21 protein-coding genes are annotated in these 24,213 nt (G+C 45.2%); 15 read left to right on the top strand and 6 right to left on the bottom strand.

The annotated features are described in order from the left end of the window. Positions 1–96: 96 nt before the first annotated feature. The gene (leuB, locus tag NYR53_RS28810) at positions 97–1,176 is read left to right on the top strand and encodes a 3-isopropylmalate dehydrogenase (RefSeq protein ID WP_261302496.1); all 1,080 of its coding nucleotides are present in this window, start codon (positions 97–99) and stop codon (positions 1,174–1,176) included. Positions 1,177–1,248: 72 nt separating this feature from the next. On the opposite strand, the gene NYR53_RS28805 is transcribed toward leuB, so the two are convergent. The 5 genes from NYR53_RS28805 to NYR53_RS28785 form a co-directional block, all read right to left on the bottom strand. Next, entirely contained in the window at positions 1,249–2,046 is a 798-nt protein-coding gene (locus tag NYR53_RS28805; RefSeq protein WP_261302495.1) for a DUF2935 domain-containing protein, read from the bottom strand. Between the two features lie 181 nt (positions 2,047–2,227). Then, entirely contained in the window at positions 2,228–3,631 is a 1,404-nt protein-coding gene (locus NYR53_RS28800; RefSeq protein WP_261302494.1) for an NAD-dependent malic enzyme, read from the bottom strand. A 1-nt stretch (position 3,632) separates the two neighbouring features. After that, a complete protein-coding gene (locus NYR53_RS28795; RefSeq protein ID WP_261302493.1) occupies positions 3,633–4,895 on the bottom strand; it encodes a Glu/Leu/Phe/Val family dehydrogenase in 1,263 nt (420 codons plus the stop codon). A gap of 84 nt (positions 4,896–4,979) precedes the next feature. Next, positions 4,980–6,548 (bottom strand): L-glutamate gamma-semialdehyde dehydrogenase, encoded by a 1,569-nt coding sequence (gene pruA, locus NYR53_RS28790; protein ID WP_261302492.1) that lies wholly within the window; start codon positions 6,546–6,548, stop codon positions 4,980–4,982. Positions 6,549–6,574: 26 nt separating this feature from the next. Further along, on the bottom strand, positions 6,575–7,489 hold the full coding sequence (locus NYR53_RS28785) for a proline dehydrogenase family protein (RefSeq protein ID WP_290428968.1): 915 nt from the start codon (positions 7,487–7,489) through the stop codon (positions 6,575–6,577). Between the two features lie 578 nt (positions 7,490–8,067). Here NYR53_RS28785 and NYR53_RS28780 point away from each other — a divergent pair. The 7 genes from NYR53_RS28780 to NYR53_RS28750 all read left to right on the top strand — a co-directional run bounded on the left by NYR53_RS28780 (position 8,068) and on the right by NYR53_RS28750 (position 14,047). After that, entirely contained in the window at positions 8,068–9,225 is a 1,158-nt protein-coding gene (locus tag NYR53_RS28780) for a branched-chain amino acid ABC transporter substrate-binding protein (protein WP_261302491.1), read from the top strand. Between the two features lie 81 nt (positions 9,226–9,306). Then, on the top strand, positions 9,307–10,215 hold the full coding sequence (locus NYR53_RS28775; RefSeq protein WP_261302490.1) for a branched-chain amino acid ABC transporter permease: 909 nt from the start codon (positions 9,307–9,309) through the stop codon (positions 10,213–10,215). Positions 10,216–10,218: 3 nt separating this feature from the next. Further along, a complete protein-coding gene (locus NYR53_RS28770) occupies positions 10,219–11,226 on the top strand; it encodes a branched-chain amino acid ABC transporter permease (RefSeq protein ID WP_261302489.1) in 1,008 nt (335 codons plus the stop codon). 18 nt (positions 11,227–11,244) lie between these two features. Then, positions 11,245–12,018: an ABC transporter ATP-binding protein gene (locus NYR53_RS28765; RefSeq protein WP_261302488.1), complete on the top strand. Its 774-nt coding sequence runs from the start codon at positions 11,245–11,247 to the stop codon at positions 12,016–12,018. Continuing rightward, positions 12,015–12,734, top strand: coding sequence for an ABC transporter ATP-binding protein (locus NYR53_RS28760; protein WP_261302487.1), 720 nt, complete (start codon positions 12,015–12,017; stop codon positions 12,732–12,734). Before NYR53_RS28765 ends, NYR53_RS28760 begins: the two co-directional genes overlap by 4 nt. A gap of 288 nt (positions 12,735–13,022) precedes the next feature. Next, positions 13,023–13,571: a peroxiredoxin gene (locus NYR53_RS28755; protein WP_261302486.1), complete on the top strand. Its 549-nt coding sequence runs from the start codon at positions 13,023–13,025 to the stop codon at positions 13,569–13,571. An 86-nt stretch (positions 13,572–13,657) separates the two neighbouring features. Further along, on the top strand, positions 13,658–14,047 hold the full coding sequence (locus NYR53_RS28750) for a biotin/lipoyl attachment domain-containing protein (protein ID WP_261302485.1): 390 nt from the start codon (positions 13,658–13,660) through the stop codon (positions 14,045–14,047). A 135-nt stretch (positions 14,048–14,182) separates the two neighbouring features. Here NYR53_RS28750 and NYR53_RS28745 read toward each other — a convergent pair whose 3' ends face one another. Further along, a complete protein-coding gene (locus tag NYR53_RS28745) occupies positions 14,183–14,701 on the bottom strand; it encodes a MarR family winged helix-turn-helix transcriptional regulator (RefSeq protein ID WP_261302484.1) in 519 nt (172 codons plus the stop codon). A gap of 166 nt (positions 14,702–14,867) precedes the next feature. Here NYR53_RS28745 and nfsA point away from each other — a divergent pair, with 166 nt between their 5' ends. The 7 genes from nfsA (at position 14,868) to NYR53_RS28710 (ending at position 24,204) form a co-directional block, all read left to right on the top strand. Further along, positions 14,868–15,620 carry an oxygen-insensitive NADPH nitroreductase gene (nfsA, locus tag NYR53_RS28740; RefSeq protein ID WP_261302483.1) on the top strand — a complete coding sequence of 251 codons (753 nt, stop codon included), beginning with the start codon at positions 14,868–14,870 and terminating at the stop codon, positions 15,618–15,620. Positions 15,621–15,766: 146 nt separating this feature from the next. After that, a complete protein-coding gene (locus tag NYR53_RS28735; RefSeq protein ID WP_261302482.1) occupies positions 15,767–17,512 on the top strand; it encodes a sensor histidine kinase in 1,746 nt (581 codons plus the stop codon). After that, the gene (locus NYR53_RS28730; RefSeq protein ID WP_261302481.1) at positions 17,505–19,190 is read left to right on the top strand and encodes a response regulator transcription factor; all 1,686 of its coding nucleotides are present in this window, start codon (positions 17,505–17,507) and stop codon (positions 19,188–19,190) included. The genes NYR53_RS28735 and NYR53_RS28730 overlap by 8 nt, the downstream gene beginning before the upstream one ends. 139 nt (positions 19,191–19,329) lie before the next feature. Next, entirely contained in the window at positions 19,330–21,036 is a 1,707-nt protein-coding gene (locus tag NYR53_RS28725) for an extracellular solute-binding protein (RefSeq protein WP_261302480.1), read from the top strand. 116 nt (positions 21,037–21,152) lie between these two features. Then, positions 21,153–22,022, top strand: a complete 870-nt coding sequence (locus tag NYR53_RS28720; protein WP_261306558.1) for an ABC transporter permease — start codon at positions 21,153–21,155, stop codon at positions 22,020–22,022. Positions 22,023–22,040: 18 nt separating this feature from the next. After that, positions 22,041–22,931: a carbohydrate ABC transporter permease gene (locus NYR53_RS28715; RefSeq protein WP_261302479.1), complete on the top strand. Its 891-nt coding sequence runs from the start codon at positions 22,041–22,043 to the stop codon at positions 22,929–22,931. 19 nt (positions 22,932–22,950) lie between these two features. Beyond that, entirely contained in the window at positions 22,951–24,204 is a 1,254-nt protein-coding gene (locus NYR53_RS28710) for a Gfo/Idh/MocA family protein (protein WP_261302478.1), read from the top strand. Positions 24,205–24,213: the final 9 nt, after the last annotated feature.

The following is a 24,213-nucleotide window of genomic DNA, read 5'->3' as shown; positions in this document are numbered from 1 at the left end:
AGAAGAGGGGCTACTTATGATACAATGTTAGCAGTATATAACGATAGTAAATGCTTTCAATAGCAGGTTTACTAATCTAAGGAGTGAATGGCAGTCATGGCAGATGTGAAAAAAATTGCTGTAATCGCTGGAGATGGTATTGGTCCAGAAGTAGTTGCAGAAGCGGAAAAAGTATTGAAACGTACCGAAGAATTATTCGGTTATCAATTTGAAACAGAGCACGCCTTGTTCGGCGGGATTGCGATTGATGAGAAAGGGACACCGCTTCCGGAAGAAACGTTGAAAGTTTGCCAATCGGCAGACGCTGTACTTCTAGGAGCTGTTGGCGGACCGAAATGGGATAACAACTCCAAAGAGCTTCGTCCTGAAACAGGCCTTCTCGGTATTCGTAAAGCGCTTGGATTATTCTCTAACATTCGTCCAGCTTTCATCTTCGACTGCTTGAAAGAAGCTTCCACGCTCAAGCCTGAAGTGCTGGAAGGAACGGATTTGATCGTTGTTCGTGAATTGACTGGCGGGATCTACTTCGGTGAGAAATTCCGTCGTGAAACAGCGAATGGTCAAGAAGCTGTCGATACTTGTGCTTATAATGTTACAGAAATCGATCGTATTGCTCGTCAAGCATTTGAAATCGCACAGACACGTCGCAAGAAGCTTGCTTCTGTAGACAAAGCGAACGTTCTTGAAACTTCCCGTCTATGGCGCGAAACTGTGAACCGCATTGCCGTTGATTACCCGGATGTTGAGCTAGAGCACGTGCTCGTTGATAACTGTGCGATGCAATTGCTGCGCCGCCCATCCAGCTTCGACGTCATCGTGACTGAAAACATGTTCGGCGACATCTTGAGTGATGAAGCAGCCATGCTGACAGGTTCCATCGGGATGTTGGCATCCGCTTCTCTCGGCGAAGGCAGCTTCGGCTTGTACGAGCCGGTACATGGCTCCGCTCCGGATATTGCAGGTCAAGGTATCTCCAACCCAATCGCAACCATTCTTTCGGTAGCGTTGATGTTCCGTTTGACATTCGGTTACCACGAAGCAGCGGATTCCATTGAGCGTGCAGTGAAAGAAGTACTGGATGCGGGTCACCGTACAGGCGACATCGCGGTTGACAAGAGCCAAGCCATCGGTACTCTTGCAATGGGCCAACTGATCGTAGACGCTATGCGTAAATAATAAAAAAGCTTGCCCGACGAGGCCGTAGTTGCCTCGGAGAGCGAGCTTTTTTTGTAAATATGTAGATTAAATTTAGTTTTGTTTTCTTGTTAGGCTTGCTTCGAACATATCAATGATGGTTAGAAATCTTTCAGCCTCACGAAACACATGGTCAGCCAGTAAAGGATGAATGATACTTTTGATACGACAAGCTTCGATTAAATCCCTAGCTGTTTTTTTGAAATCACGCAGAGAAACGACAGAAACGCGATTCTGATCAAGGAATTGGTCGAGAAGCGGCTCCGTTTGGGACCCAGGACGCATACCGCTTAAATCAATGGCTTGAAAGAGCAGCTGGTCGAAATCTTGACTAAAGCTGCGAGCTTGCTCAACGAGTTTCCGTTCAGACGGATCAAGGAGATGTCCGATGAACTTCGCATGGTCAGCCATTATTCTCAAAAAGAAGACATTTTCATCAATGATGGCATCGGGCAGTGGTTCTAATCGACCTGTATTTAATTCCTCTAAGCGATTTCTAAAATAATTGGCCTCTCGGCTGGTATGATCAACTAATAAAGGGAAATTGTTACCGCCAGGAAGTTTACATTGGATGATGAGACCTAAGACCCTTCTTTTAAAAGCCCAAATATGAGTTGCGGCAAAGTGAGCCTCCATGTTAAAGCGTTTGATTTCTTCAGGATCAGTTAACTCCGTGAATGCATAGGATTTGCCTTCGATTTGTTCAAAAGTATGATAAAAATGATCGGCTTCTTGGATTAATTGCGTATCCTCACAGCGAAATCCCAGCTTCAGAAATAAGGAATGCTCTTTCATAATACGTGACCAGAATCGAATCTCATCCAACGAACGACTAACAAATTCATTTGACAATTCCGACACACTCCTCCAGAAGTTCTAATACCTTATGTATAATCTTAGGAGATGGAGCTTATGCAGAAGTCTTGAAAATAGGTTAATGGATGACTTACGCGATTGATTAGTATAGAAAAAAAGAACAAGAAGAGGCTCGCCGTAGCAAACTGCTCCTTGTTCTTGTTTGGTTATTTTACCATTACCTAAACTCTGGCGGGGTTCTCCGAGCAACATTCGTTAAAATAGCCGCTTCAATCACAGCTTTGCGCACTTGTACCACGACTTGCTCATTGAAAATACTAGGGATAATGTAATGTTGGTTGAGCTCTGCCCCTGAAACGACGGAAGCAATCGCTCTCGCCGCGGCCAGCTTCATCGGCTCATTAATTCGCCGTGCTCGGCAGTCCAGTGCGCCTCTGAATAATCCTGGGAATACAAGCACGTTATTAATTTGGTTCGGATAATCGCTTCGTCCCGTAGCAAATACAGCAACATGCGGGAGCGCCTCCTCCGGCGTAATTTCAGGTTCGGGATTGGCCATTGCGAACACGATGCTTTGAGGAGCCATCTTCTTCACGTCTTCTTCTTTCAATAGGCGACCTCTTGACACCCCGATAAATACGTCTGCGCCTTGAATCACTTCTTGAAGGGTTCCCTCTGTCGATTCCACCTGAGGCTGTTCGGCAAGCCACTGCCACATGGGGTGAGTGTAAGTCCCGCCGCGCACGATAGCGCCTTCCCGATCTACAGGAACCAGGTGCGTAACGCCCGCCTGAAGCAGCATTTTGCAAATCGAAACACCTGCAGCACCTATTCCATTAACGACAATACGGATATTTTCAATCCGCTTGCCAACGACTTTAAGTGCATTGAGCAGTCCCGCGATCACAACGACGGCTGTTCCGTGCTGATCATCATGAAAGACTGGGATCTCCAACTCTTCAGCGAGCCTATCCTCGATTTCAAAGCAGCGCGGAGAGCTGATGTCTTCCAAGTTAATACCGCCGAAAATAGGACTAATCGCTTTGATCGTGCGAATGATTTCTTCGGTATCCTGTGTATCCAAACAGATCGGGAACGCATCTACGCCAGCGAGCTGCTTGAAGAGCATGGCTTTACCTTCCATAACCGGAGCTGCCGCATGCGGGCCAATGTCGCCTAAACCTAGAACAGCAGTACCATCTGTAACAACTGCCACCGTATTTCGCTTAATGGTAAGTGAATACGCTTTCTTCGGATTTTCAGCTATCGCCGTACAGACTCGAGCAACACCTGGGGTATATACCTTGGATAAATCATCGCGATTCTTGATCGGAAGTGTCGGCTGAATCGTAATTTTGCCACCTAAATGCACGAGAAAGGTGCGATCAGAGACGTTGATAATTTTAATGCCCTCAAGTTGTTTCAGAGACTCAGCGATTAATGCTTCATCCTTATCCGAGAGATCGACTGTAATATCCCGAATGGAGAAATCATGACCTGGACGTATCACGTCAATAGAGGTAATATCTCCTCCGGACTTGCTGATGGCAGCCGCTACATCGCCAAAACTAACCTTATTATGATCTAATTCTAAACGGAAAATAATACTTGTTTGTGCCACTTTATACCCAACCTCTCCACTTTACAGCTTCAGCCATGCGCTTCAGTCCAACCATGTAAGCTGACAAACGCATGTCCACTTTTTTCTCTAGTGAAGTTCGATAAACGTTATGGAAGGAATCAACCAGAATTTTATGCAATCTCTCGTTAACCTCTTCCTCCGTCCAATAATAACCTTGATTATTTTGAACCCACTCAAAGTATGATACCACTACACCACCCGCGCTGGCTAGAACATCAGGAACAATCATGATGCCCCTCTGCGTTAAAATTTCTGTCGCGATAGTAGTAGTTGGTCCATTAGCTGCCTCAACCAGCAGCTTCGCCTTGATTTGCCAAGCGTTTTCCTCCGTAATTTGATTCTCTATAGCCGCTGGCACTAAAATGTCACATTCCTGAACTAATAACTCTTTATTCGTAATACGGTTAGGAAATAAATTCGTAACGGTTCCGAAAGAATCCCGTCTATCCAGCAAATAATCAATATCTAGTCCATTCGGGTCATACAATGCACCAACTGCGTCTGAAATGCCTACCACTTTAGCGCCCGCATCATGCACGAACTTGGCCAAATAGCTACCCGCATTGCCAAACCCTTGGACGATAATTTTCGCACCTTGGATAGGAATCCCAAGAACGTTAGCAGCCTCATTCATCACAATACTTACACCTAATGCGGTGGACGTTTCACGTCCTATAGATCCGCCAAGAACCAGCGGCTTGCCTGTAATAAATCCGGGTGAGTCAAACTCGCGGATATGACTGTATTCATCCATCATCCATGCCATAATCTGCGAATTGGTGAATACATCAGGTGCCGGAATGTCTTTGGTGGGACCGACAACTTGGCTAATAGCGCGAACATAGCCCCGGCTGAGCCGCTCTAACTCTGGAAAAGACATGGAACGCGGATCACATTGAATTCCGCCCTTGCCGCCACCATAAGGCAGATTGGTAATGCCGCATTTGATACTCATCCACATGGAAAGCGCTTTAACTTCTTCTTCAGTAACATCTGGGTGGAAGCGGACGCCCCCCTTGGTTGGTCCAACCGCATCATTATGTTGAGCGCGATAGCCTGTAAATACGGTAACCGATCCATCATCCATCTTTAATGGGATTCGTACCGTCAATAGGCGCAATGGTTCCTTAAGCAGTTCATAAAGGGAGTCCGCGTACCCCATTTTTTTCAATGCTGTTTCAATCACCAGCTGCGTTCTTGCCAACACATCTACATTTTCCACGTTTTCTACCTTAACGCTCATCTTATTAGCCCCCTAATATATATATGTTGAGAAATACTCTTAAAAAAGAGCCCTCCATTGAATGATAGAGGGCCCCACACAGCCTTACATTTTGCGGGACGTTAATTTAGCTTGTGTAAAGAGCAGGAGGTAGTCATAACCGCCAGCTTTGGAATCTGTACCTGACATATTGAATCCGCCAAACGGGTGTACGCCGACCAACGCGCCTGTGCATTTGCGATTGATGTACAAGTTACCGCAATGCACGGTCTCTAGAGCTTCAGCGATACGTTCCTCGTCCGTGGAGAAGTAAGCGCCTGTCAACCCGAACTCGGTGTCATTGTACATCGCGATTGCTTCATGCCAATCTTTCGCTTTCGCAATAGCGAGCACGGGTCCGAAGATCTCTTCTTGCATAATCCTTGCTTTGCCGCTCACATTACCGAATACGGTCGGTTGGATGTAATAGCCGTTTCCTTCAGCCTTCTCACCGCCGGCAAGCAGAGTGCCTTCTTGTTTCCCGATTTCGATATACTCCAAAATTCTTTCGTACGAAGTCTTATCGATAACTGGACCTGCAGCGAAATTATTTTCTGGCAGCCCGATTTGCAGCTGCTTCGTCAAAGCGGTTACTTTTTCTACAACCTCGTCATACACCGATTCCACAATAACCGCTCTGGAACCAGCCGAACATTTCTGTCCTTGGAATCCGAACGCTGATGCGACAATCGCAGATGCTGCTGCATCCAGATCAGCCGTTTCATCGACGATAATGCCATCTTTTCCACCCATTTCAGCAACGACGCGTTTGATCCAAATCTGACCTGGAACCGTGTCCGCTGCCAACTTGTTAATGCGTAGACCAACCTCTTTAGAACCTGTAAAGCTAATGAAACGAGTCTTCGGATGTGTCGTCAAATAATCGCCAACTTCAGCACCGCTTCCCGGAATGAAATTGATCACACCGTCTGGAAGTCCTACTTCTCTCATCAAAGCGACAAACTTGTGCGCAATGATTGGCGTTGTAGAAGCGGGTTTAAGAAGAACCGTATTACCTGAAACAACTGCAGCTGTCGTCATGCCCACGCAGATAGCGAGCGGGAAGTTCCAAGGCGGAATAATGACGCCAACACCAAGTGGGATATAGGAAATCTTATTGTCTTCACCGGCAATTTTGGTTAACGGCTGAGTCTCATTGATTTCACTCAAACGAATGATTTCCCGAGCGTAGAACTCGATGAAATCAATGGCTTCTGCAGTATCTACGTCAGCTTCTACGTAGTTCTTACCTGATTCCAAGATCATAAGCGCAGAAAATTCATGCTTACGTTCACGCATAAGCGCTGCCGCTTTAAACAAGTATTCCGCTCTCTCTCTTACATGAACGCGCTTCCAAGATTCGAAAGTCGCCAAAGCGGCTCCCATTGCTTTTTCCGCTAGTGCCTGATCCGCTTTGCTCACATAACCAATCACTTCATCCACATTACCTGGGTTAATGGATTTGATTTTCGCTTCCGTAACTACTTTCTCTGATCCAATATATAGCGGGTACTCTTGACCTAATTCCGATTTCACTTTCGCAATAGCGGCTTCCATGGCTTGCTTATTTTCATCCAAAGAAAAATTAGTGAAGGGTTCGTTTGCATAAGGGGTTACTTTTGTATATGTGCTCATATTCGTTCTCCTCTCCCTTTGTGGGCTTATTTAAACATATTTTTAAGAACAAACCAGACATTCGCTGGGCGTTCGGCCAACCGTCTCATAAAATATCCAAACCAATCGACACCATAGGGAACGTAGACGCGGACCCGGTATCCTTCCTTAACCAATTGCTTCTGCATCTCTTCACAAATGCCATAAAGCATCTGAAATTCGAATTGATCTATGGAGATTCCATTCTCACTTACGAATTGTTTCGTGAAGTTAATGATCGCTTCATCATGGCTGGCAATTGCCGAGTAATGACCATTTTTCAAATGCATTTGAATGATTTTTTTATAATTTTCATCGACGTCTTTCTTTTCTGGAAAAGCAACTTGAGGGGACTCCTTATAGGCCCCTTTAACGAGACGCAAGTTGGCTCTAATCGCACTCAAATCCTGGATGTCTTGCTCCGTTCGGAACAGATAAGCTTGAATCACGATCCCTACATTGTCGAACTCTTCACGAAGTTCACGGTAGATATCAAGAGAAACTTGGCAGTGCGCGTAATCCTCCATATCGATCCGAACAAAATTACCATATTGACGCGCTCGATTCAGAATTCGTTTCATATTGCTTACGCAAAGCTCTCTGCTAATATCTAGGCCGAGTGATGTCATTTTCAACGAAAGATTGGACTGTACGCCTGAGCTGGCAATAGCATCTAATGTTTGTATGCACATATCAGCGGACAATGTAGCTTCTTCTTCGCTAAAAACGAATTCTCCTAGATGGTCTAAAGTCGCGATTCTACCATCCTTATTGAGACCGCTTACAGCATCAATCGATTGTTTGATGGTTTCACCGGCTACAAAACGGGCGGCTCCAAACCGAAGGCCGTACTTTTTGGCTAATCGATTCGCAGAGCGGCTTTTGCCCAAGGATTGAAACATGTTTCTCAGCATCATTTCCATGTATGATTCCCCCAGAATAATTGAACAATGTTGTTTAATTGTGTAATTGAAATATACACTAATATTTTAAATTTGAACAGTCATTGTTTAAAAATAATGTAAATTGGAGGGGGTGATTGAACAATTTCCGTTGAACAACCATTTTCATACACGTTCTGCTGATTCGAGCAAACAAGTAACAACCAACCAACCGACCGACCGACCGACCGCATAGGAGATAGGAGGTAGGAGGTAGGAGGTAGGAGTAGGAGATAGGGGATAGGGGACGAAGCTTAGCTTAGTTAAGATAGTTAGCTATGGATCTTTGCAAGGTAAGCGAGATTGTGGAATATAAAAACATTCGATCAGTTACTATGTTTCCTTGAGTTTTGATTTGTTTGCTGGTTTTTGAAGAAATAGGAGAATTAGAAGATTTAGAAGGGCTTTTCAGTTTGGAAGAAATGTGTAAAAATGTTCAAGAACAACAATGAATTACTCAAATAATATACACACTAAACACAAATGTAAAATATTTCTTGTACACTTTTTTCTAATTTGTGTATAGAATGAGCAATGAACACAAAACTAGGGGGTCTACTATGAAGAACCGAATTAAAAACATGTTTGTTGTAAGCGCTATCACGAGTTTGATGATTTTGAGTGCTTGCGGACAAGGAACGACCTCGACGACCTCCAGCGGTAAAGCTGCCGAAGGCGACATTTTGATTGGACTGCAGCTTCCTCTAAGCGGTAACGAAGCGAAAATGGGACAGGATATGAAACAAGCTGCTGAACTCGCTGTCGAGAAAATCAATGGGACGGGCGGAATCAACGGCAAAAAGATCAAACTGACTGCGGAAGATGACGCTTGCGATCCGCAAACTGCGACGGCGGCCGCTAACAAACTGGTATCTCAAGGCGTTACCGCAATTGTGGGCGGTTATTGCTCCGGGGCTACGATTCCGGCAACAGGCGTGTACCATCAAAGCGGAATCCCGATGGTCATTACTGCCGCGAATTCGATGAAAATCTCCGATCAGAAGTTCCCGGAAATATTCATGATCAACGGTACGACTCTTCACCAAGCCGAAATTGCAACCGATTACATGATGAAAAAGAAAAACGCGAAAAAAATCGCCATCATTCACGATAATTCCGGTTATGCGAAAGATTTAGCCGAACGCACAAAAGCGGCAGTTACCGCTGCAGGCGGACAAGTTGTCGTCTATGATGCAATCAATCCGGATGAAACCGACTTTTCCCCGCTTGTTTCCAAGCTGAAGCAAGCTCAGCCGGACGCAACGTATTGGACGGCTTACTATAAAGCAGGCGGATTGTTTATCAAACAATTCAAGCAGCAGGGCGTTAGCGGAATTATCGGTGTAGGTGACGGAGCGAACGACAAAACAATCGTCGAGATTGCTGGCAAAGGCGCAGTTGAAGGAGCCTTCATCACAACGCCGCCAACAGCAGATTTGCTGCCTGAAGCGAAGAAGTTTACGGATGAATACAAAGCGAAATTCAACCAGGAGCCGGGTCCCTACTCCGCACTTGAATATGACGGTATGAACATCATGGCCGATGCAATCAAACGTGCGGGCTCTACGGATAAAGCCGCAATCGCAGCTGCTTTGAAGAAAACGGATCTGAAGACTCTGAATTCCGATCAAACAGCTTTTAATGACAACGGTACGTTGAAAAAATCAAACTTCGTGATGCTGCAAATCAAGAACGGCAGCTTTTTGAAAGCTGAATAATAGAGATTTTCAAAACAATTTTGGAGTGGTACGGTGCCAGATGGCGCCGTACCCATTCTAACAGGAATAGGAGTGCCCGCCTTGCAAATAACGACTGACTTGTTTATTCAACAGTTGATCAACGCGCTCATCATCGGCTCGTTCTACGCTTTAATCGCTCTGGGCTATTCCATGGTTTACGGCATTATCAAATTGCTGAACTTTGCCCATGGAGACGTGTTCATGGCCGGCGCTTTCGTTGGCTATACGGTTCTTGCGAAGCTTACTGGGGTGGGAGGAAGCGTACTAGGATTAGTGGCTGCCTTTGTCATTTCGATGGTTGTAACCGGATTTCTCGGGATGGGTATTGAACGGATTGCTTACCGTCCTCTGTTGAAGGCACCGAAGCTGTCCATTCTCATTACCGCGGTAGGCATGTCGCTTGTTCTTGAAAACGGCGTGATGGCAGCATACGGCTCCAAGCCGCACATCATGCCAATTACGCTCCCGACGGCAGGTTTTCAATTGTTGGGTGCCCAAATCACTTATACGCAGATCGGCATCATCATCATATCCGTTCTACTCATGGTCGGACTGCAGCTGTTTATCCATAAAACCATTTATGGGAAGGCGATGCGGGCAATCGCCCTTGATCAGACGGCATGCAGCTTGATGGGTATCAATGTGAAACGTGTCATTGCGCTTACGTTCTTTGTAGGCTCATCGCTCGCAGCTTCGGCAGGAATGATGAACGCAACGTACTACGGTACCATCACTTTCATGATGGGTTTCATTTTTGGTTTGAAAGCGTTTACTGCAGCGGTCATCGGCGGAATCGGCAGCATCCCGGGTGCCATGCTAGGCGGCCTTGTGCTCGGACTTCTAGAAACATTCGGCACCTATGCGCTCGGAAGCGAGTGGAAGGACGTATTTGCCTTTATGATTCTCATTTTATTGCTTGTCTTGAAACCAACCGGCATGCTTGGAAAAAAAGTGACGGAAAGGATGTAGATGATGGAGAAAACGATACACCAAACCGTTACCAAACTGAAATTATCGGTGCAGCGCAAGCCTATATTGCTTGGGATTCTGCTCGTTGCCGCGGCGCTATTTCCGTTTTACGCAGGCAACTACTGGCTTGACGTTGGGTTTCTTGCTGTGTTTTACATTTGTCTTGGACTCGGGCTGAACATCGTCGTCGGTTATGCCGGTTTGCTCGATCTCGGGTACTCCGCCTTCTTCGCAGTAGGAGCCTATACAACAGGCATTCTGATGACCCAGTTTCATATGAATTTCTGGCCGACGATGCTGATCGGCGGTGCTTTAGCAGCCTTAGCCGGCATTCTCGTGGGAGCGCCGACGCTTCGTTTGCGCAGCGACTATCTGGCTATTGTTACGTTAGGTTTCGGCGAAATTGTCCGCATTTCTGCCAAAAATCTCGATTTTACCGGAAGCGCCTCTGGTATCTACGGCATTATGAGCCCGTTCCCGGCACCGGTGCGAATTGGTGGCGTGACGATCAACAATTTAAGCTATTCGTTCTGGGCAATCCTCGCCCTTATGTTGATCATCATCTTCGTATCCTTGCGTTTGAAAAATTCCCGGATCGGTCGTTCCTGGGCTTATATCCGTGAAGACGAAGATGCAGCGGAAGCAATGGGTATCAACCGCACGCGGTCGAAGCTTGCCGCTTACTCGATGGGTGCCATGCTTGGTGGCCTAGCCGGTTCCATCTTTGCTGTCAAGATGACGGCGATCGCGCCGGAAAGCTTCAGCTTCATGCAATCGACGATGATTTTGCTCGCCGTAATTCTCGGCGGAGTCGGCCGCGTATCCGGTGTTATTATCGGAGCCGTCCTTGTTATCGCCATCCCGGAATTGCTTCGGGATTTCGACAAAGTTGTTCATTTGAACATCGGTGTCGATCGTTACCGTTACCTCGTATTTGGTGTCGCTCTCGTAATTCTAATGATTTTTCGTCCTAAAGGGCTCGTCCCCGACAAAGAAGATACTGAACAGTAACCGGAGGTGAATCCCTTTATGTCGATTATCCAAGTCAAAAATTTGCATCTGCAGTTCGGCGGATTGACAGCCGTGAACAATTTGAGTTTCGACATTCCGCATGAAACCGTGATGAGCGTAATCGGACCGAACGGTGCCGGTAAAACCTCGCTGTTCAACATGATCTCCGGCTTTTACCGGCCGACGCGCGGGGAAATTGTATTTAACGGGACGAATATCGTCGGAAAGCAGCCGCATCAGATTACAGCGCAAGGCATGGCGCGAACGTTCCAAAACCTCAGGGTATTCCCGAATCTGACGGTTCTCGAGAACGTCATGGCAGGGATGCATTCTCGAACGAAGCAGGGCCTTTACGGCGCTTTGTTTCATACGAAAGCGCAGCGGTTGGAAGAAGAAACGATCTTGAGTGTCGCGGAAGAATGTATCCGGTTCGTCGGCATTGAGAAGTACAGAAACCGCCGAGCCAAAAACCTGCCATACGGGGCGCAGCGATATTTGGAAATTGCTCGGGCGCTAGCCATTCAGCCGAAAGTCCTATTCCTGGACGAACCTGCCGCAGGCTTCAACTTTACCGAGAAGCAGGATTTGATCGATTTAATCGGACGAATACGCCGAGCTTACAAGATTTCTGTGGTCCTGATCGAGCACGATATGGGGCTTATCAATAAAGTATCCGAGCGGGTTCTCGTTCTTAACTATGGAGAAAAGCTCGCAGAAGGAACGCCGGACGAGGTATTAAATAACCCGCTTGTTATCGAAGCCTACCTCGGAAAGGAGGATGAAGCCGGATGAATCTGCTTGAAGTGAACGACCTGAAGACATACTATGGCAAAATCCAGGCGGTTAAGGGCGTATCCCTAACCGTAAAACAAGGTGAAATCGTTGCTCTGCTTGGCGCTAATGGAGCTGGTAAGAGCACGATTCTAAAAACGATTTCCGGACTTATCCATCCTACCGAAGGCACGGTTTCGTTTGACGGCGAGAACATTACGACGACTGATGCGCATAGCATCGTGGAAAAAGGCTTGATCCATGTTCCGGAAGGCAGACGGGTTTTTGCCGCACTGACGGTGACGGAAAACTTGGAGCTCGGCGCGTTTACCAAAAAAGGCGCCAAATCCAAGACGGCGCAAAAAATCGCCATGGTTTTCGACATGTTCCCCCGCTTGGCGGAGCGTCACAAGCAAATGGCGGGAACTTTAAGCGGCGGCGAGCAGCAGATGCTCGCGATCGGTAGGGCGCTGATGGCCGAGCCGAAGCTGCTAATGCTCGACGAGCCATCGATGGGGCTAGCCCCCATTATCGTCATTGAAATCATGAAGATCATTAAAAACATTAACGAACAGAACAAGACTACAATCTTGCTGGTAGAGCAGAATGCCAAAGCTGCACTCAAACTAGCTCACCGAGGTTATGTCTTGGAAACCGGTAATATTACAATGGAAGAAAGCTCGGAAGCACTTCGCAGCAATGACAACATCGTCAAAGCCTACCTCGGCGCACATTAAGCCAAATTTTTAGGCAGCGCCGTTTTGTAGGAACGATTTATTTCAAGTATTAGCAGGGGCTGTCCCAAAAGTCATCTATCTATGACATTTGGGACAGCTCCTACTGCTTATAAAATTAATTTTTTGAGATCAAAAAACGTATATAGAGAAGCAAAATCGTTCATGTTCATCAGGTCTCCATATATTATAATAATTATTATATAGTATCCGATCTAATTATTGACTTTCATCTAGTCGAATGTTACCATTTTATACGAATAAGATAGATTTTGAGGAGGAATCATACCCATGGCAGAGCGTTTAGTTGGTAAACAAGCTCCTGATTTTACAATGGAGACCGCTACAGGTGACGGTAAAGAATTTGGTAAAGTTTCTTTGTCTGATTACAAAGGAAAATGGTTAGTATTGTTCTTCTACCCATTGGACTTCACATTCGTTTGTCCTACAGAAATCACAGCACTTAGTCATGCTGCTGGCCAGTTCAAAGAACTGGACACTGAGATTCTTGGTGTTTCCATCGACAGTATCCACACACACAAAGCTTGGATTAATACTCCAATCAATGATAACGGTCTTGGCAAATTGGAATTCCCGCTTGCTGCTGACATCACGAAATCCGTAGCACGTGACTACGGCGTTCTGATCGAAGAAGAAGGTATCGCGCTTCGCGGTCTGTTCATCATCGATCCAGAAGGTGAATTGAAATACGAAGTTGTTAACCACAACGACGTAGGCCGCAGCGTAGAAGAAACACTTCGTGTGCTTCAAGCGCTTCAATCCGGCGGATTGTGCCCAATGAACTGGAAACCAGGCGACAAAAACCTGGTTGTAAAATAAGTTTAATATCAAGATGACGAAGCTCCTCTTGCCCTCATGCGAATGCGGGCGGAGGAGCTTTTTCTTAAGGTTTGGAGGAATTGGGCGTGACAGTGCCAGTGCAAATCAAATATACAAGAGATCACTACTGGATTCGGCTCGACGGGGAAAAAGCTGTTGTCGGGTTAACGGAATACGGCATCAGCGAGCTGGGTATGCTTGTTTTTATCGAGCTCCCGGATCAGGATACGTATGTGAGAAAAGGGGAATTCATTGGTTCTGTTGAGACTGTGGCGGATGAGGAACACGATCTGCTAGCCCCTTTATCCGGCAAAGTTACATCCGTCAATCGGCTGCTGGAAAGAGCAGTGATGCTGATTCACGAATCCCCCTATGACAAAGGCTGGCTATTCACGATTCAGTGGAGTCAAGAATCTGAGCTGGAGCAGCTATGGGAAGAGGAAACTTATGATCGGGAGTTTTCGCTAGCAGACTGAGTGCTGGACCTTAAATGTAAAGAATGTAAGACCACTTCATTGGGGTCCTGCATTCTTTTTTTTATTTAGCATATAAGCTAATTAGAAAAGCAAGTTTCCGATTTTAGAGTCATTCAGCTTTCGATAAGGAAGAGTTCAACTCGGATCTGGCTCTGTTTCAAGCTGAACCCAGGAGGTCTGGTTCATATCTTGCATGAAGCTAGTGATAAGCCTCAGTTGTTCAGGGGGATATTTGTTCATAAATCGGATAGCACTGGCTTCTATATGTTGATCAAGACGAGTATGAAGGTGGAACAGTTCCTGTCCCAAGGGAGTCATCCGGAAGATGATTTCCTTCTTGTTGCCTGGAAGAGCTTCGGTCCGGATAAGCTGCTTGGCAGCTAATTTCTTAGTGACTTTGGAAATGGTGCCTTTGGGGAAGCCAAATTGCTTGGAGATGGTGATGCCATTGACGGGTTCTAACTTTCCGATGGCATCCAGCACATGCAGCATCATGGCCGATATGTCCTGCAGAATAACGGTGAGGACTGGATTGGTACAATGCGCCAGAAGCCATTGCTGCTCTTCATCATTTTCAGCTTGAATCCGATGGGCCAGCTGCGTAAAGGATTCGATGACTTCTCGGATAAGGGGGTCGTTATGCTCATAGCTCATTAGCAGATACCTGCCTTTCTGTTGAAATAAGTATAACAAATTTCATTGCAAGAATAAAGTTTCCGTGAAACAATATTGACGTAAAACGAGATCTTTGTTATTATTGTTTCCAGGAAACAAAAATGAACGCAGGGAGATACCCCAAATCAAAGGAGTGTAGTGATCTATGAATGAAGTCATTGCTACCATGATGAACCACCGATCAGTCAGATGCTTTAAGGATGAATTACTGACAGATGAGCAAATCGTAAAGATTGTAGAAGCTGCGCAAATGGCGTCTTCATCCAGCTTCATGCAATCGTATTCCATTATTGGCATAACAGATAAGCAAGTGAAAGATGAACTGGGCGCGATAACTGGGTTGCCATACGTTGCTAATAATGGGCACCTGTTCATCTTTTGCGCCGATTTGCATCGAGTAACGGTGATGGGCTCCGAGGCGGAGCGAGAAGAGATGAAGTCGATGCTGGAGAGCTCCGCATTTTACCAAATCGCTGTCACGGATACAGCGTTAGCTGCTCAAAATGCGCTGCTTGCCGCCGAGTCAATGGGGCTTGGAGGCGTCATGCTAGGTGCAATTGCCAGAAATTTGACACGACTGGATGAGCTGCTGCAGCTGCCCCAATACGTCGTACCGTTGTTTGGGATGGCAGTTGGTGTACCTGATCAGCAGACGGATACGAAGCCGCGACTGCCTGTCCCTGCTGTTTATTTTGAAAACCACTATAGTACAAACTTGGAAGAGCAGCGTGAAAGAATTGAGGAGTACGATGAACGAATGCGTGCGTATTATTTGAACCGAAGTGAAAATGTGCGTGATGATACGTGGTCAAAGAAACATATCGCGGTTCTTCAGAGCAAGGCACCTGTTCAGCATTTTACGAGATATATTCAAAGTAAGGGACTTAACAGGAAGTAATCGAAGAAGGACGTGAGCCTCGCTGAAGTGAGTTCTTACGTCTTTTTTGCAATCGTAAAGAGAAAGTGAAAAGGACGACGCTTCCATAAAAAATTTTGGTATGATGGGAGGTGATTGAACTATGAACTGTCCAACAGGGAGGAAATGTGAAAAAACCAACAAAGCTGCCCAAATTGTACGTTTTTCAAAAAGTCATTATCGTATTCACCGCATTGATTATTCCTGTCTACCTGGTGAATCTGTTGATGAATATGATGGGGCAATCATTTATCAAACAGGAATTTTCGAATTCAATCCAGTCCAAAGTACAATTTTACTCGAGCCAGTTAGATGACCAAATTTCATTCATCCGAAACCAGCAGCTGCAGGTTATCAACGATTCTGATCTCCAGAAGCTAAACTTTTTATCAGGCACACTTGATGACTATGAAGAAATCCAACTCGTTAAAAGAGTAAAGGAACGATTGTCCACCATACAGAATTCCAGTGAATATTTGGTCAATACGGGAGTATATTTGAAATCCTTTGGAAGAACGATCTCTACGCAAGGCGGAATTAATAAACTGCCGAATCAGGAGTATGAGATGATTGAACCGTTTTTTAATGATTCGCCCAAACCAGCCTTATACTACAGCAATGGCCGATTGTTTTTTATCGAGTTTGCTAACAATTCAAGTGTCATCGTCTATTTGGAGCTATCTGTTAACAAATTGGAAAAGACACTGAACCAACTAGTCGGAAATTATGGTGATGCCGGTGCTGTTCTCACCAATGAAACGTTTAGTTTTGATATAGCACCTAAGCATGAAGATGCCATTGTAAATAGTATATACACTATTGTTTCAAAAGAGCAGAATTACAAAACCTTGGACAGTCATGTCCTTAAAGTCAGAGATCAAAGTTACTGGGTCGCCTACAACCGAATAAGTACGCTCGGATTAACACTTTTCTCCTATGTAAACCAAAATGAACTCACAGGGTCTCTCAAGAAATTCAATGTATGGTTAATTATTATGTCTTTGGTCTCGATGGCCATCATTCTTGTTTTTTCATTTTCAGTCAAACTGATGATTCACAATCCGCTGAGAGAGTTGATTGCAGCGTTCAAAACGCTGGAAACGGATAACCTGAACATTTCGATAAGACCGAAAAATGACATTGAGTTCGGTTACCTGTATAGAAGCTTTGACAAGATGATAGACAAGCTTAAGCAATCGATTCAGCAAAATTATGAACAAAAAATAGCGCTGCAGCATTCCGAATTAAAGCAGTTGCAGTCGCAGATCAATCCGCACTTCCTATACAATGGATTTTTCAATATTTACATGATGTGTAAGGCCAAAGACTACGAAACGGTTGCCACATTTGCTCAGAAGCTGGGCAGCTATTATCAGTTTGTTACAAGAAGTGGAGAGGATGAAGTACCGTTCGCCAAGGAATATCGACATGCTATGGATTATGTGGAAATCCAGCGTATTCGATTCTCTAATCGGATTCAAGTCATAGCGGATGAAATTCCCGATGCGTGCAAACATCTCATGGTCCCGCGTCTAATCCTGCAGCCCATCATCGAAAACACATTTGAGCATGCTTTTGAGAACGAACGCAAAGGCGGCAGTATCCATATCAAAGTTACGTGTGAGAATTATCGATTGTGCATATGCGTGGAAGATGATGGCAACAAAATCACGGATGAGTTTATTCATTCCCTTGAAGAGAGACTCGCTAATTCCTTCCATGTGCTTGAAAAGACAGGCATCATCAATGTTTGTAATCGAATCCGACTGAAATATGGCGAACACAGCGGGCTATTCGTATCCCGAAGTGAATATGGAGGGCTTAAAGCAGAAATCATCATTCAATTCAATTATGGGGGCGGCAGCGATGCATAGACTTTTAATTGTTGACGACGAGCCGGCAATTGTCGAAGGACTTGTACAGATGTTTCAGGAAAGAGAGGAGCTTGATCTCGACATATGTAAGGCTTATTCCGCGTTCGAGGCGATTGAAATTATCAAAAAAACGAAGATTGATGTCGTTCTCAGCGATATTCGCATGCCGGAGAAGAACGGTTTGCAGTTGATGGACGAGATATTATTTTACTGGCCTTCCTGCAAAATTATATTTTTAACAGGTCATAACGAGTTTGATTATGTGTACACGGCCATTCAAAAAAATGTGGAAAGCTACATTCTGAAAACCGAAGAAGATAAGGTTGTCATCGGTGCAGTTACTAATGCGTTAAAGAAAATAGAGGATGAACTTAAGAACAATGATCTTGTTGCTAAGGCTCGGAAGCAAATGCAGGTCATGGCACCGCTATTGAATAAGGAAATGTTCGAGGCTTTGCTTTTAGGCGAAAATGCAGCCGATCTTTTATCCGAAGACCTATTTGCTGGACCAGAATTAAAGCTGAAGGGGGATGCCCCAGTATTGATCCTTGTTGGCAAAATGGACTGTTGGCCGGAAGGCATGTCGTATGCCAATAAACGAAACGCGCTTTACTCCGTTAGGAACTTAGTTGAGCAAATCTTGCCTAGCACGATGATAAATGAAGATATCGTTTATGAAAATTCGACCATTGTTTGGTTCATCCAGCTGAATTCCGAAACGGACAGGTTTCGAAGTGAAGACGATGCCATCGATTGGGGAAGTCTTGTCACCTATTTAAAAGGAATACTGGAATCGGTTCAAAATGCGTGCCGCGATCTGCTTCAAATGGACGTTTCTTTCATCATATCAAGGGGAGCCGTCGAATGGGACGGCATTCATAAGGAATTTGAACTTATGAAAGCCATGATGAAGAAAAGATCCGCTGCTGGGCTCAAAATGACGATCATGGACCTCGGCATGACGAACGGATATTTCAAAGTGGAACCTGCGAAAGTTTCCGCTTACTCGGACGATTTTAACAAAAAACTGCGATTGCTTGAAAAAAGGTTGGATGAAGGGGACGAGCAGCAAGCTGAAATCGTCTGCAGGGATCTGATCAGCAGTTTGAAACAGGATATGGCTCAAAATTACCTTGTCGGTCTAGAGAGGTACTACATGTTTGTACTTGTCTTCTTAGCCTATATCAATGGTCAAAATAGTAGTGAAAGAATCAAGGATCATAGGCATTTCGAGAATTTTGCCATGATGGACATTCCCGGTGATTGGCTAATTACTGAAGCCTTTTACATAGAGCTTGGCAAACAGATATGTATGGAGAAAAAAGAGCAAGTTGACAAGGGCGAGAATTTGTTAGTTGAGCGAATTCACAGGTTTATCAACGAAAACTTAGGTGGAGACCTTTCCCTTGCGAGAATCGCTGAAGTGGTCTATTTTAATCCATCGTATCTTTCGCGTTTCTATAAGCAGCTTACTGGGAGGAATCTTTCCGACTATATCAATACAGCCAAAGCGGAAGCGGCGGTGAGCATGCTGGAGGACATGCAGGTGAAAATTAATGAAATTGCTTTGAAGCTGGGATTTGAATCTCCTTCTTACTTCACAGCATTTTTTCGGAAAATGAAAGAATTGTCACCACAGGAATTTAGGGATACTATCCTTCATAAAACGAGGAAGTAAACAAAACAGAACGATGTAAATAGTTTATTATAGCGATTATTCGCCCCCCAGCATTACAATAAATAGTGTAAAGCTCGAGCCTTTACCATAGATCATTAACAACCTAGTTCTCAATTTGCGAAAATATGGGGGGTAAAACATGAAAAGAAAGCTTGTCAGTTCCGTTCTCATGACTACACTGATGGTTACATCGTTAGCGGCTTGCAGCAGCAAGAATGAAAGCGCTTCAAGCACTACAAGTACGCCGCAGCATTCTACCAATACCCAAAAAAACGAAACCGTAGATCCGTTGGGCAAATATGCTCAACCGGTCACCGTTACCGAAGTACTAGGTTATCGTCCTCCAGAAGACCCGAAAACGCCAAAGGGAATTACGCCCGATCAGAATGCCTATCTGAAAGATTTGAAAGAAATGCTGAATATTGATCTGAAATACTTGTGGAGCGTACCGACAGAACAATACGAGCAAAAGTTTTCTCTTGCTGTTGCTTCCGCAGATTTGCCTGACATCTTGGATTTGGATGCGCTGCAATTTGAGAAATTGAAAAGTCAGGGCATGCTTGCAGATCTGACGGATGCTTATAGCAAATACGCATCTCCCGCTTTGAAGACCTATATGCAGGTGGACGGCGGGTTTGCTATGAAAACCACGACGACCGATGGCAAACTGTTGGGTATTCCTGGTTTCGAGGATCCGTACTTATCGACACAGCTATTGTGGATTCGGAAGGATTGGCTGAACAATCTCAACCTGCAGCCTCCGAAAACAATTGATGATCTGGAAAAAATAGCGGATGCCTTTGTCAAGAATGACCCTGGCAAAACCGGCAAAAATGATCGGTATGGCATTGCGATGCAGAAAGCCCTCATTGGTTGGGGATTTGATGCGAGAGGTGTTTTCAATGGCTATGGTACGGCTCCAAAAGCTTGGATTAAAGGGAAAGACGGCAAGCTTGCAGCGGGTGAAATCCAGCCTGAAACGAAAAATGCTTTGGCCAAGCTGCAGTCTTGGTATCAAAAAGGGCTTATTGATAAGGAATTTGCGCTGAAAGACGAGAACAAGGTTGTGGAAGATATTGTTGCCGGCAGGGTCGGTATTTCATACGGTGAATGGTGGTACCCGAACTGGCCGCTCAATATTAACAAGGATAAGGATCCAAATGCGGAGTGGGAAGCTTATCAAATTCCATCGCTGGATGGTCAGCCAGGGAAATCGATGGTGGGCAAGGTGCGGATGAGCCACATTATTGCTGTAAACAAAAAAACGAAAAATCCGGAAGCTGCGATTAAGATGATTAACTTCTACCTCGAAATGGGCAAAAAACAGTATTTGGAGAAAAACAAAGCGGAAAACGGGTATGTTTACAATTGGTTCGTACCTAGAATCTACAACCCTGCTCAAATTGAAACCATCTATACTGAGGTTAATAAGGCCTTGGATGCCAAGCAAGAGGCGATTACGCTTGATGATGATAACTACAAAAATGTCGCGGACGTGTTTAAGGCAACTAAGGAGTTCCTTGCTGGCGATACCAAGAACGCAACAAAAGGTTCAAACTGGGGGCAATACTACAGCCGTGCAGCCAAAAATGGCGGTTGGGGCATAACGCGCCAAATTCGTGACAGCAAGCAAGTGTTCTTCAACGAATTCTACGGTGTTCCGACGGAAACACAGGTCGAAAAGGGAGCGCAGCTGGATAAACTTCTCGACGAAACCTATACCAAAATCATTATGGGCGCACCTATAAGCGAATTCGACAAATATGTGGAGAGCTGGAAGAAGCTTGGCGGAGACGATATTACGAAGGAAGTCAACGAGTGGTACACGAAGAATGCCGTAAAATAAGGTGAACCATAGAACGGGGGAGAGGAGTGTCTTACAATCTCTCCCCCCTTTCATTAAAATGGGACGTTTAAATTTGTGTGTGATTGGAGGCTTCACAGTTGAGAATAAAAACAGAAATGCCGCTGCATCTGATGCTGCTGCCCGGCGTGTTGGTTACACTTGTATATGCTTACGGCCCCATACTGGGAGTCGTGATGGCTTTTCAAAAGTTTGAACCGGTGCTTGGTTTTTTTAAATCGAAATGGGTCGGGTTCAAAAACTTTAAATATGTATTCAATCTGCCGGACTTTCATCAGGTCATGTGGAATACGATACTCATTTCATCTTTAAAAATTGCCTTTTCCTTACTCGTTCCGCTTGTTTTGGCGCTTTTGCTGAATGAAATTACAAAAAAATGGTTTCAGAGAATGATCCAGACGAGCATTTTTTTACCGTTTTTTCTTGCGTGGACTGTGTTGGGCGGGGTCATTCTTGAGTTATTTTCTTTGCGGGGACCGATTAACGAGCTGATTTCAAGCTTTGGTCTGGAACCGATCATGTTCATGGGCAGCAATAATTGGTTTCGAGCCATCATGATCGGTTCTGATGTTTGGAAAGGTATGGGCTATAATATGATTATTTTTCTGGCTGCCATCACAGGCATCAACGCAAGTCTTTATGAGGCTGCAGAAGTAGATGGCGCTGGCAAATGGAAACAAATGATCCATATCACATTGCCGGGCATGATGCCTATCATTATTCTAATGAGCACATTAAGTTTGGGAAATATATTGAACGCAGGATTTGATCAAATCTTGATCATGTATAATCCAACCGTTTATCAGGGTGCTGATATTATTGACACGTTCACTTACAGATTAGGTCTATTCAGCCAACAGTTTGCGCCAGCAGCGGCAGTGGGGTTGTTTAAGTCATGCATATCCGTCGGATTGGTGTCGTTATCGTACTACCTTGCGTACAAATTCAGCAATTACCGAATATTTTAGACGGCTGGGGGACTTCATATGGTTTATAAACCATCGTTTAGCAGAAAGCTATTTGTCGTGATGAATGCCTTGGTACTGACATTCATTACTGTTATAGGTATTGTGCCTTTCATTCACCTTTTGGCTATATCGTTAAGTTCCAATACGGCGGCAATGGCCGGTGAAGTTAAGCTGCTGCCGATCGGATTTACACTCGATGCTTACGTTTATCTCGGACATAAGGTGGAGTTTATTCGATCTCTGCGTGTTTCACTGGAAAGGGTCGTGCTCGGAACGGCAATCAACATGTTTCTAGTTTTCATTACTGCTTATCCGCTTGCCAAAGAAACGGAGCAGTTTCGCTCCCGAACGGTGTATGTGTGGTTTTTTGCGATTACGATTTTTTTGGGCGGTGGACTTATTCCGACGTACATGATCGTGAAATCGACTGGGTTGATTAATACGATCTGGGCGCTTATTTTACCTGGAGCACTGAATGTATGGAATATGATTATGATGCTGAACTTCTTCCGAGGCATTCCGAAGGAAATGGAAGAGGCGGCTACGATCGACGGAGCCAATCATTGGACGCTGCTGTGGAAAATATATTTGCCTGTATCGTTGCCAGCGATTGCAACCATTGGGCTTTTTACCATAATTGGACACTGGAATTCTTGGTTTGACGGCATCCTCTACATGAACTCGCCGGACAAATATCCGCTGCAAACGTACCTCTCCACCTTAATAACAGCCATGAACGCACAAATGCAGTCCGTTAATGTCGAGCAGCTCAAACAGCTGGAGAATCTCAGTGAGAAAACGCTCCGAACTGCGCAGATTTTCATGGGTGCACTGCCGATTCTCATGGTTTACCCGTTCGTGCAAAGATATTTTATCAAAGGTATGACCGTAGGCAGTGTGAAGGAATAACAATAAGGCGGGATAGACAATGGGGACAATAACAATTGCATTAATCGGAGCTGGACAAAGAGGCGTTAATTATATGGGGTATGCGCTTGAACATCCGGATGAGCTGCAGGTAGTTGCCGTTGCGGAACCGAACCAGCAGAGAAGCCAGAAGTTTAAATCGATTCACGGAATACCTGATGAGATGTGTTTTGCGAGCTGGGAGGATTTATTGGCTAGACCTAAACTGGCGGATGCCGTGCTTATTTGTACGCAGGACAACATGCATTATGCACCGACGATGAAAGCGTTGGAAGCGGGATATCACGTGCTGCTCGAAAAGCCGATGTCCCCCGATCCGCTGGAATGTATCCGTATGGGTGAGCGTTCGGAACAATATGAGCGAGTATTTTCGATTTGTCATGTTTTACGCTATACGGGTTTTTTCCGCACAATCAAAACGTTGTTGAATGACGGAGCGATTGGCCAGCTCATGTCTATTGCGCATAATGAGAATGTAGCCTATTGGCATCAGGCGCACAGCTTTGTCAGAGGCAATTGGCGCAAAACCGCCGAATCGAGTCCGATGATTTTGGCCAAATCCTGTCATGACTTGGATATTATCCTTTGGTTGGCAGGGGCGGATTGCACCCATGTGTCATCTTTCGGATCGTTGTCTCATTTTAAAAAGGAAAATGCCCCGAAGGGAGCACCGCAGCGATGCTTGGACGGATGCCCTGTCTCGGATACATGTTTATATTATGCGCCAAAAGTGTACCTTACGGACGATATCGAATGGCCTACTTCTGCGATCAGTGATGATACTAGCTTAGAAGCCCGTACGAAAGCGCTGCAAGAGGGGCCGTATGGAAGATGTGTATACCATTGTGATAACGATGTCGTTGACCATCAAGTTGTCAATTTGGAGTTTGCCAACGAAGTGACGGCTGCTTTTACGATGAGCGCATTTACGTATGACTGCAGTCGAACCCTCAAGCTGATGGGAACGAAAGGCGAAATTCGCGCCGCCATGGAGAAAAATGAGATTGAAGTGATTGATTTTGAAACAGGTACGACAAAACAAATCTCACTTGAAACACCGGGAGGGCACATTGGGCATGGAGGCGGTGACTTCGGCCTGATCCGCGATTTTGTTAAGCTGGTTCGGCAGGGCGGACAAGGAAATGGGTTAACTTCAGCAGCTCACTCGGTGCAGAGCCATCTGATGGCATTTGCAGCGGAGCGGTCAAGGGTAGATCGAAGAGTGGTCAATATGAGAGAATTTAAACAGGACTGACTATAGGGG

Source organism: Paenibacillus andongensis (assembly GCF_025369935.1).
In the GTDB taxonomy this organism is placed as follows: domain Bacteria; phylum Bacillota; class Bacilli; order Paenibacillales; family NBRC-103111; genus Paenibacillus_E; species Paenibacillus_E andongensis.
Note: the sequence above shows the minus strand (reverse complement) of the source record. Positions and strands in the feature narration are given on the sequence as shown.

Excerpts from the sequence above, each read along its gene's own strand:
- NYR53_RS28725 (WP_261302480.1), top strand. The coding sequence starts at position 19,330 with ATGAAAAGAAAGCTTGTCAGTTCCGTTCTCATGACTACACTGATGGTT.
- nfsA (WP_261302483.1), top strand. The coding sequence starts at position 14,868 with ATGAATGAAGTCATTGCTACCATGATGAACCACCGATCAGTCAGATGC.
- NYR53_RS28765 (WP_261302488.1), top strand. The coding sequence starts at position 11,245 with ATGTCGATTATCCAAGTCAAAAATTTGCATCTGCAGTTCGGCGGATTG.
- NYR53_RS28760 (WP_261302487.1), top strand. The coding sequence starts at position 12,015 with ATGAATCTGCTTGAAGTGAACGACCTGAAGACATACTATGGCAAAATC.
- NYR53_RS28795 (WP_261302493.1), bottom strand. The coding sequence starts at position 4,895 with ATGAGCGTTAAGGTAGAAAACGTGGAAAATGTAGATGTGTTGGCAAGA.
- NYR53_RS28715 (WP_261302479.1), top strand. The coding sequence starts at position 22,041 with ATGGTTTATAAACCATCGTTTAGCAGAAAGCTATTTGTCGTGATGAAT.
- NYR53_RS28785 (WP_290428968.1), bottom strand. The coding sequence starts at position 7,489 with ATGGAAATGATGCTGAGAAACATGTTTCAATCCTTGGGCAAAAGCCGC.
- NYR53_RS28730 (WP_261302481.1), top strand. The coding sequence starts at position 17,505 with ATGCATAGACTTTTAATTGTTGACGACGAGCCGGCAATTGTCGAAGGA.
- NYR53_RS28720 (WP_261306558.1), top strand. The coding sequence starts at position 21,153 with ATGCCGCTGCATCTGATGCTGCTGCCCGGCGTGTTGGTTACACTTGTA.
- NYR53_RS28710 (WP_261302478.1), top strand. The coding sequence starts at position 22,951 with ATGGGGACAATAACAATTGCATTAATCGGAGCTGGACAAAGAGGCGTT.
- NYR53_RS28745 (WP_261302484.1), bottom strand. The coding sequence starts at position 14,701 with ATGAGCTATGAGCATAACGACCCCCTTATCCGAGAAGTCATCGAATCC.
- NYR53_RS28770 (WP_261302489.1), top strand. The coding sequence starts at position 10,219 with ATGGAGAAAACGATACACCAAACCGTTACCAAACTGAAATTATCGGTG.
- NYR53_RS28755 (WP_261302486.1), top strand. The coding sequence starts at position 13,023 with ATGGCAGAGCGTTTAGTTGGTAAACAAGCTCCTGATTTTACAATGGAG.
- pruA (WP_261302492.1), bottom strand. The coding sequence starts at position 6,548 with ATGAGCACATATACAAAAGTAACCCCTTATGCAAACGAACCCTTCACT.
- NYR53_RS28780 (WP_261302491.1), top strand. The coding sequence starts at position 8,068 with ATGAAGAACCGAATTAAAAACATGTTTGTTGTAAGCGCTATCACGAGT.
- leuB (WP_261302496.1), top strand. The coding sequence starts at position 97 with ATGGCAGATGTGAAAAAAATTGCTGTAATCGCTGGAGATGGTATTGGT.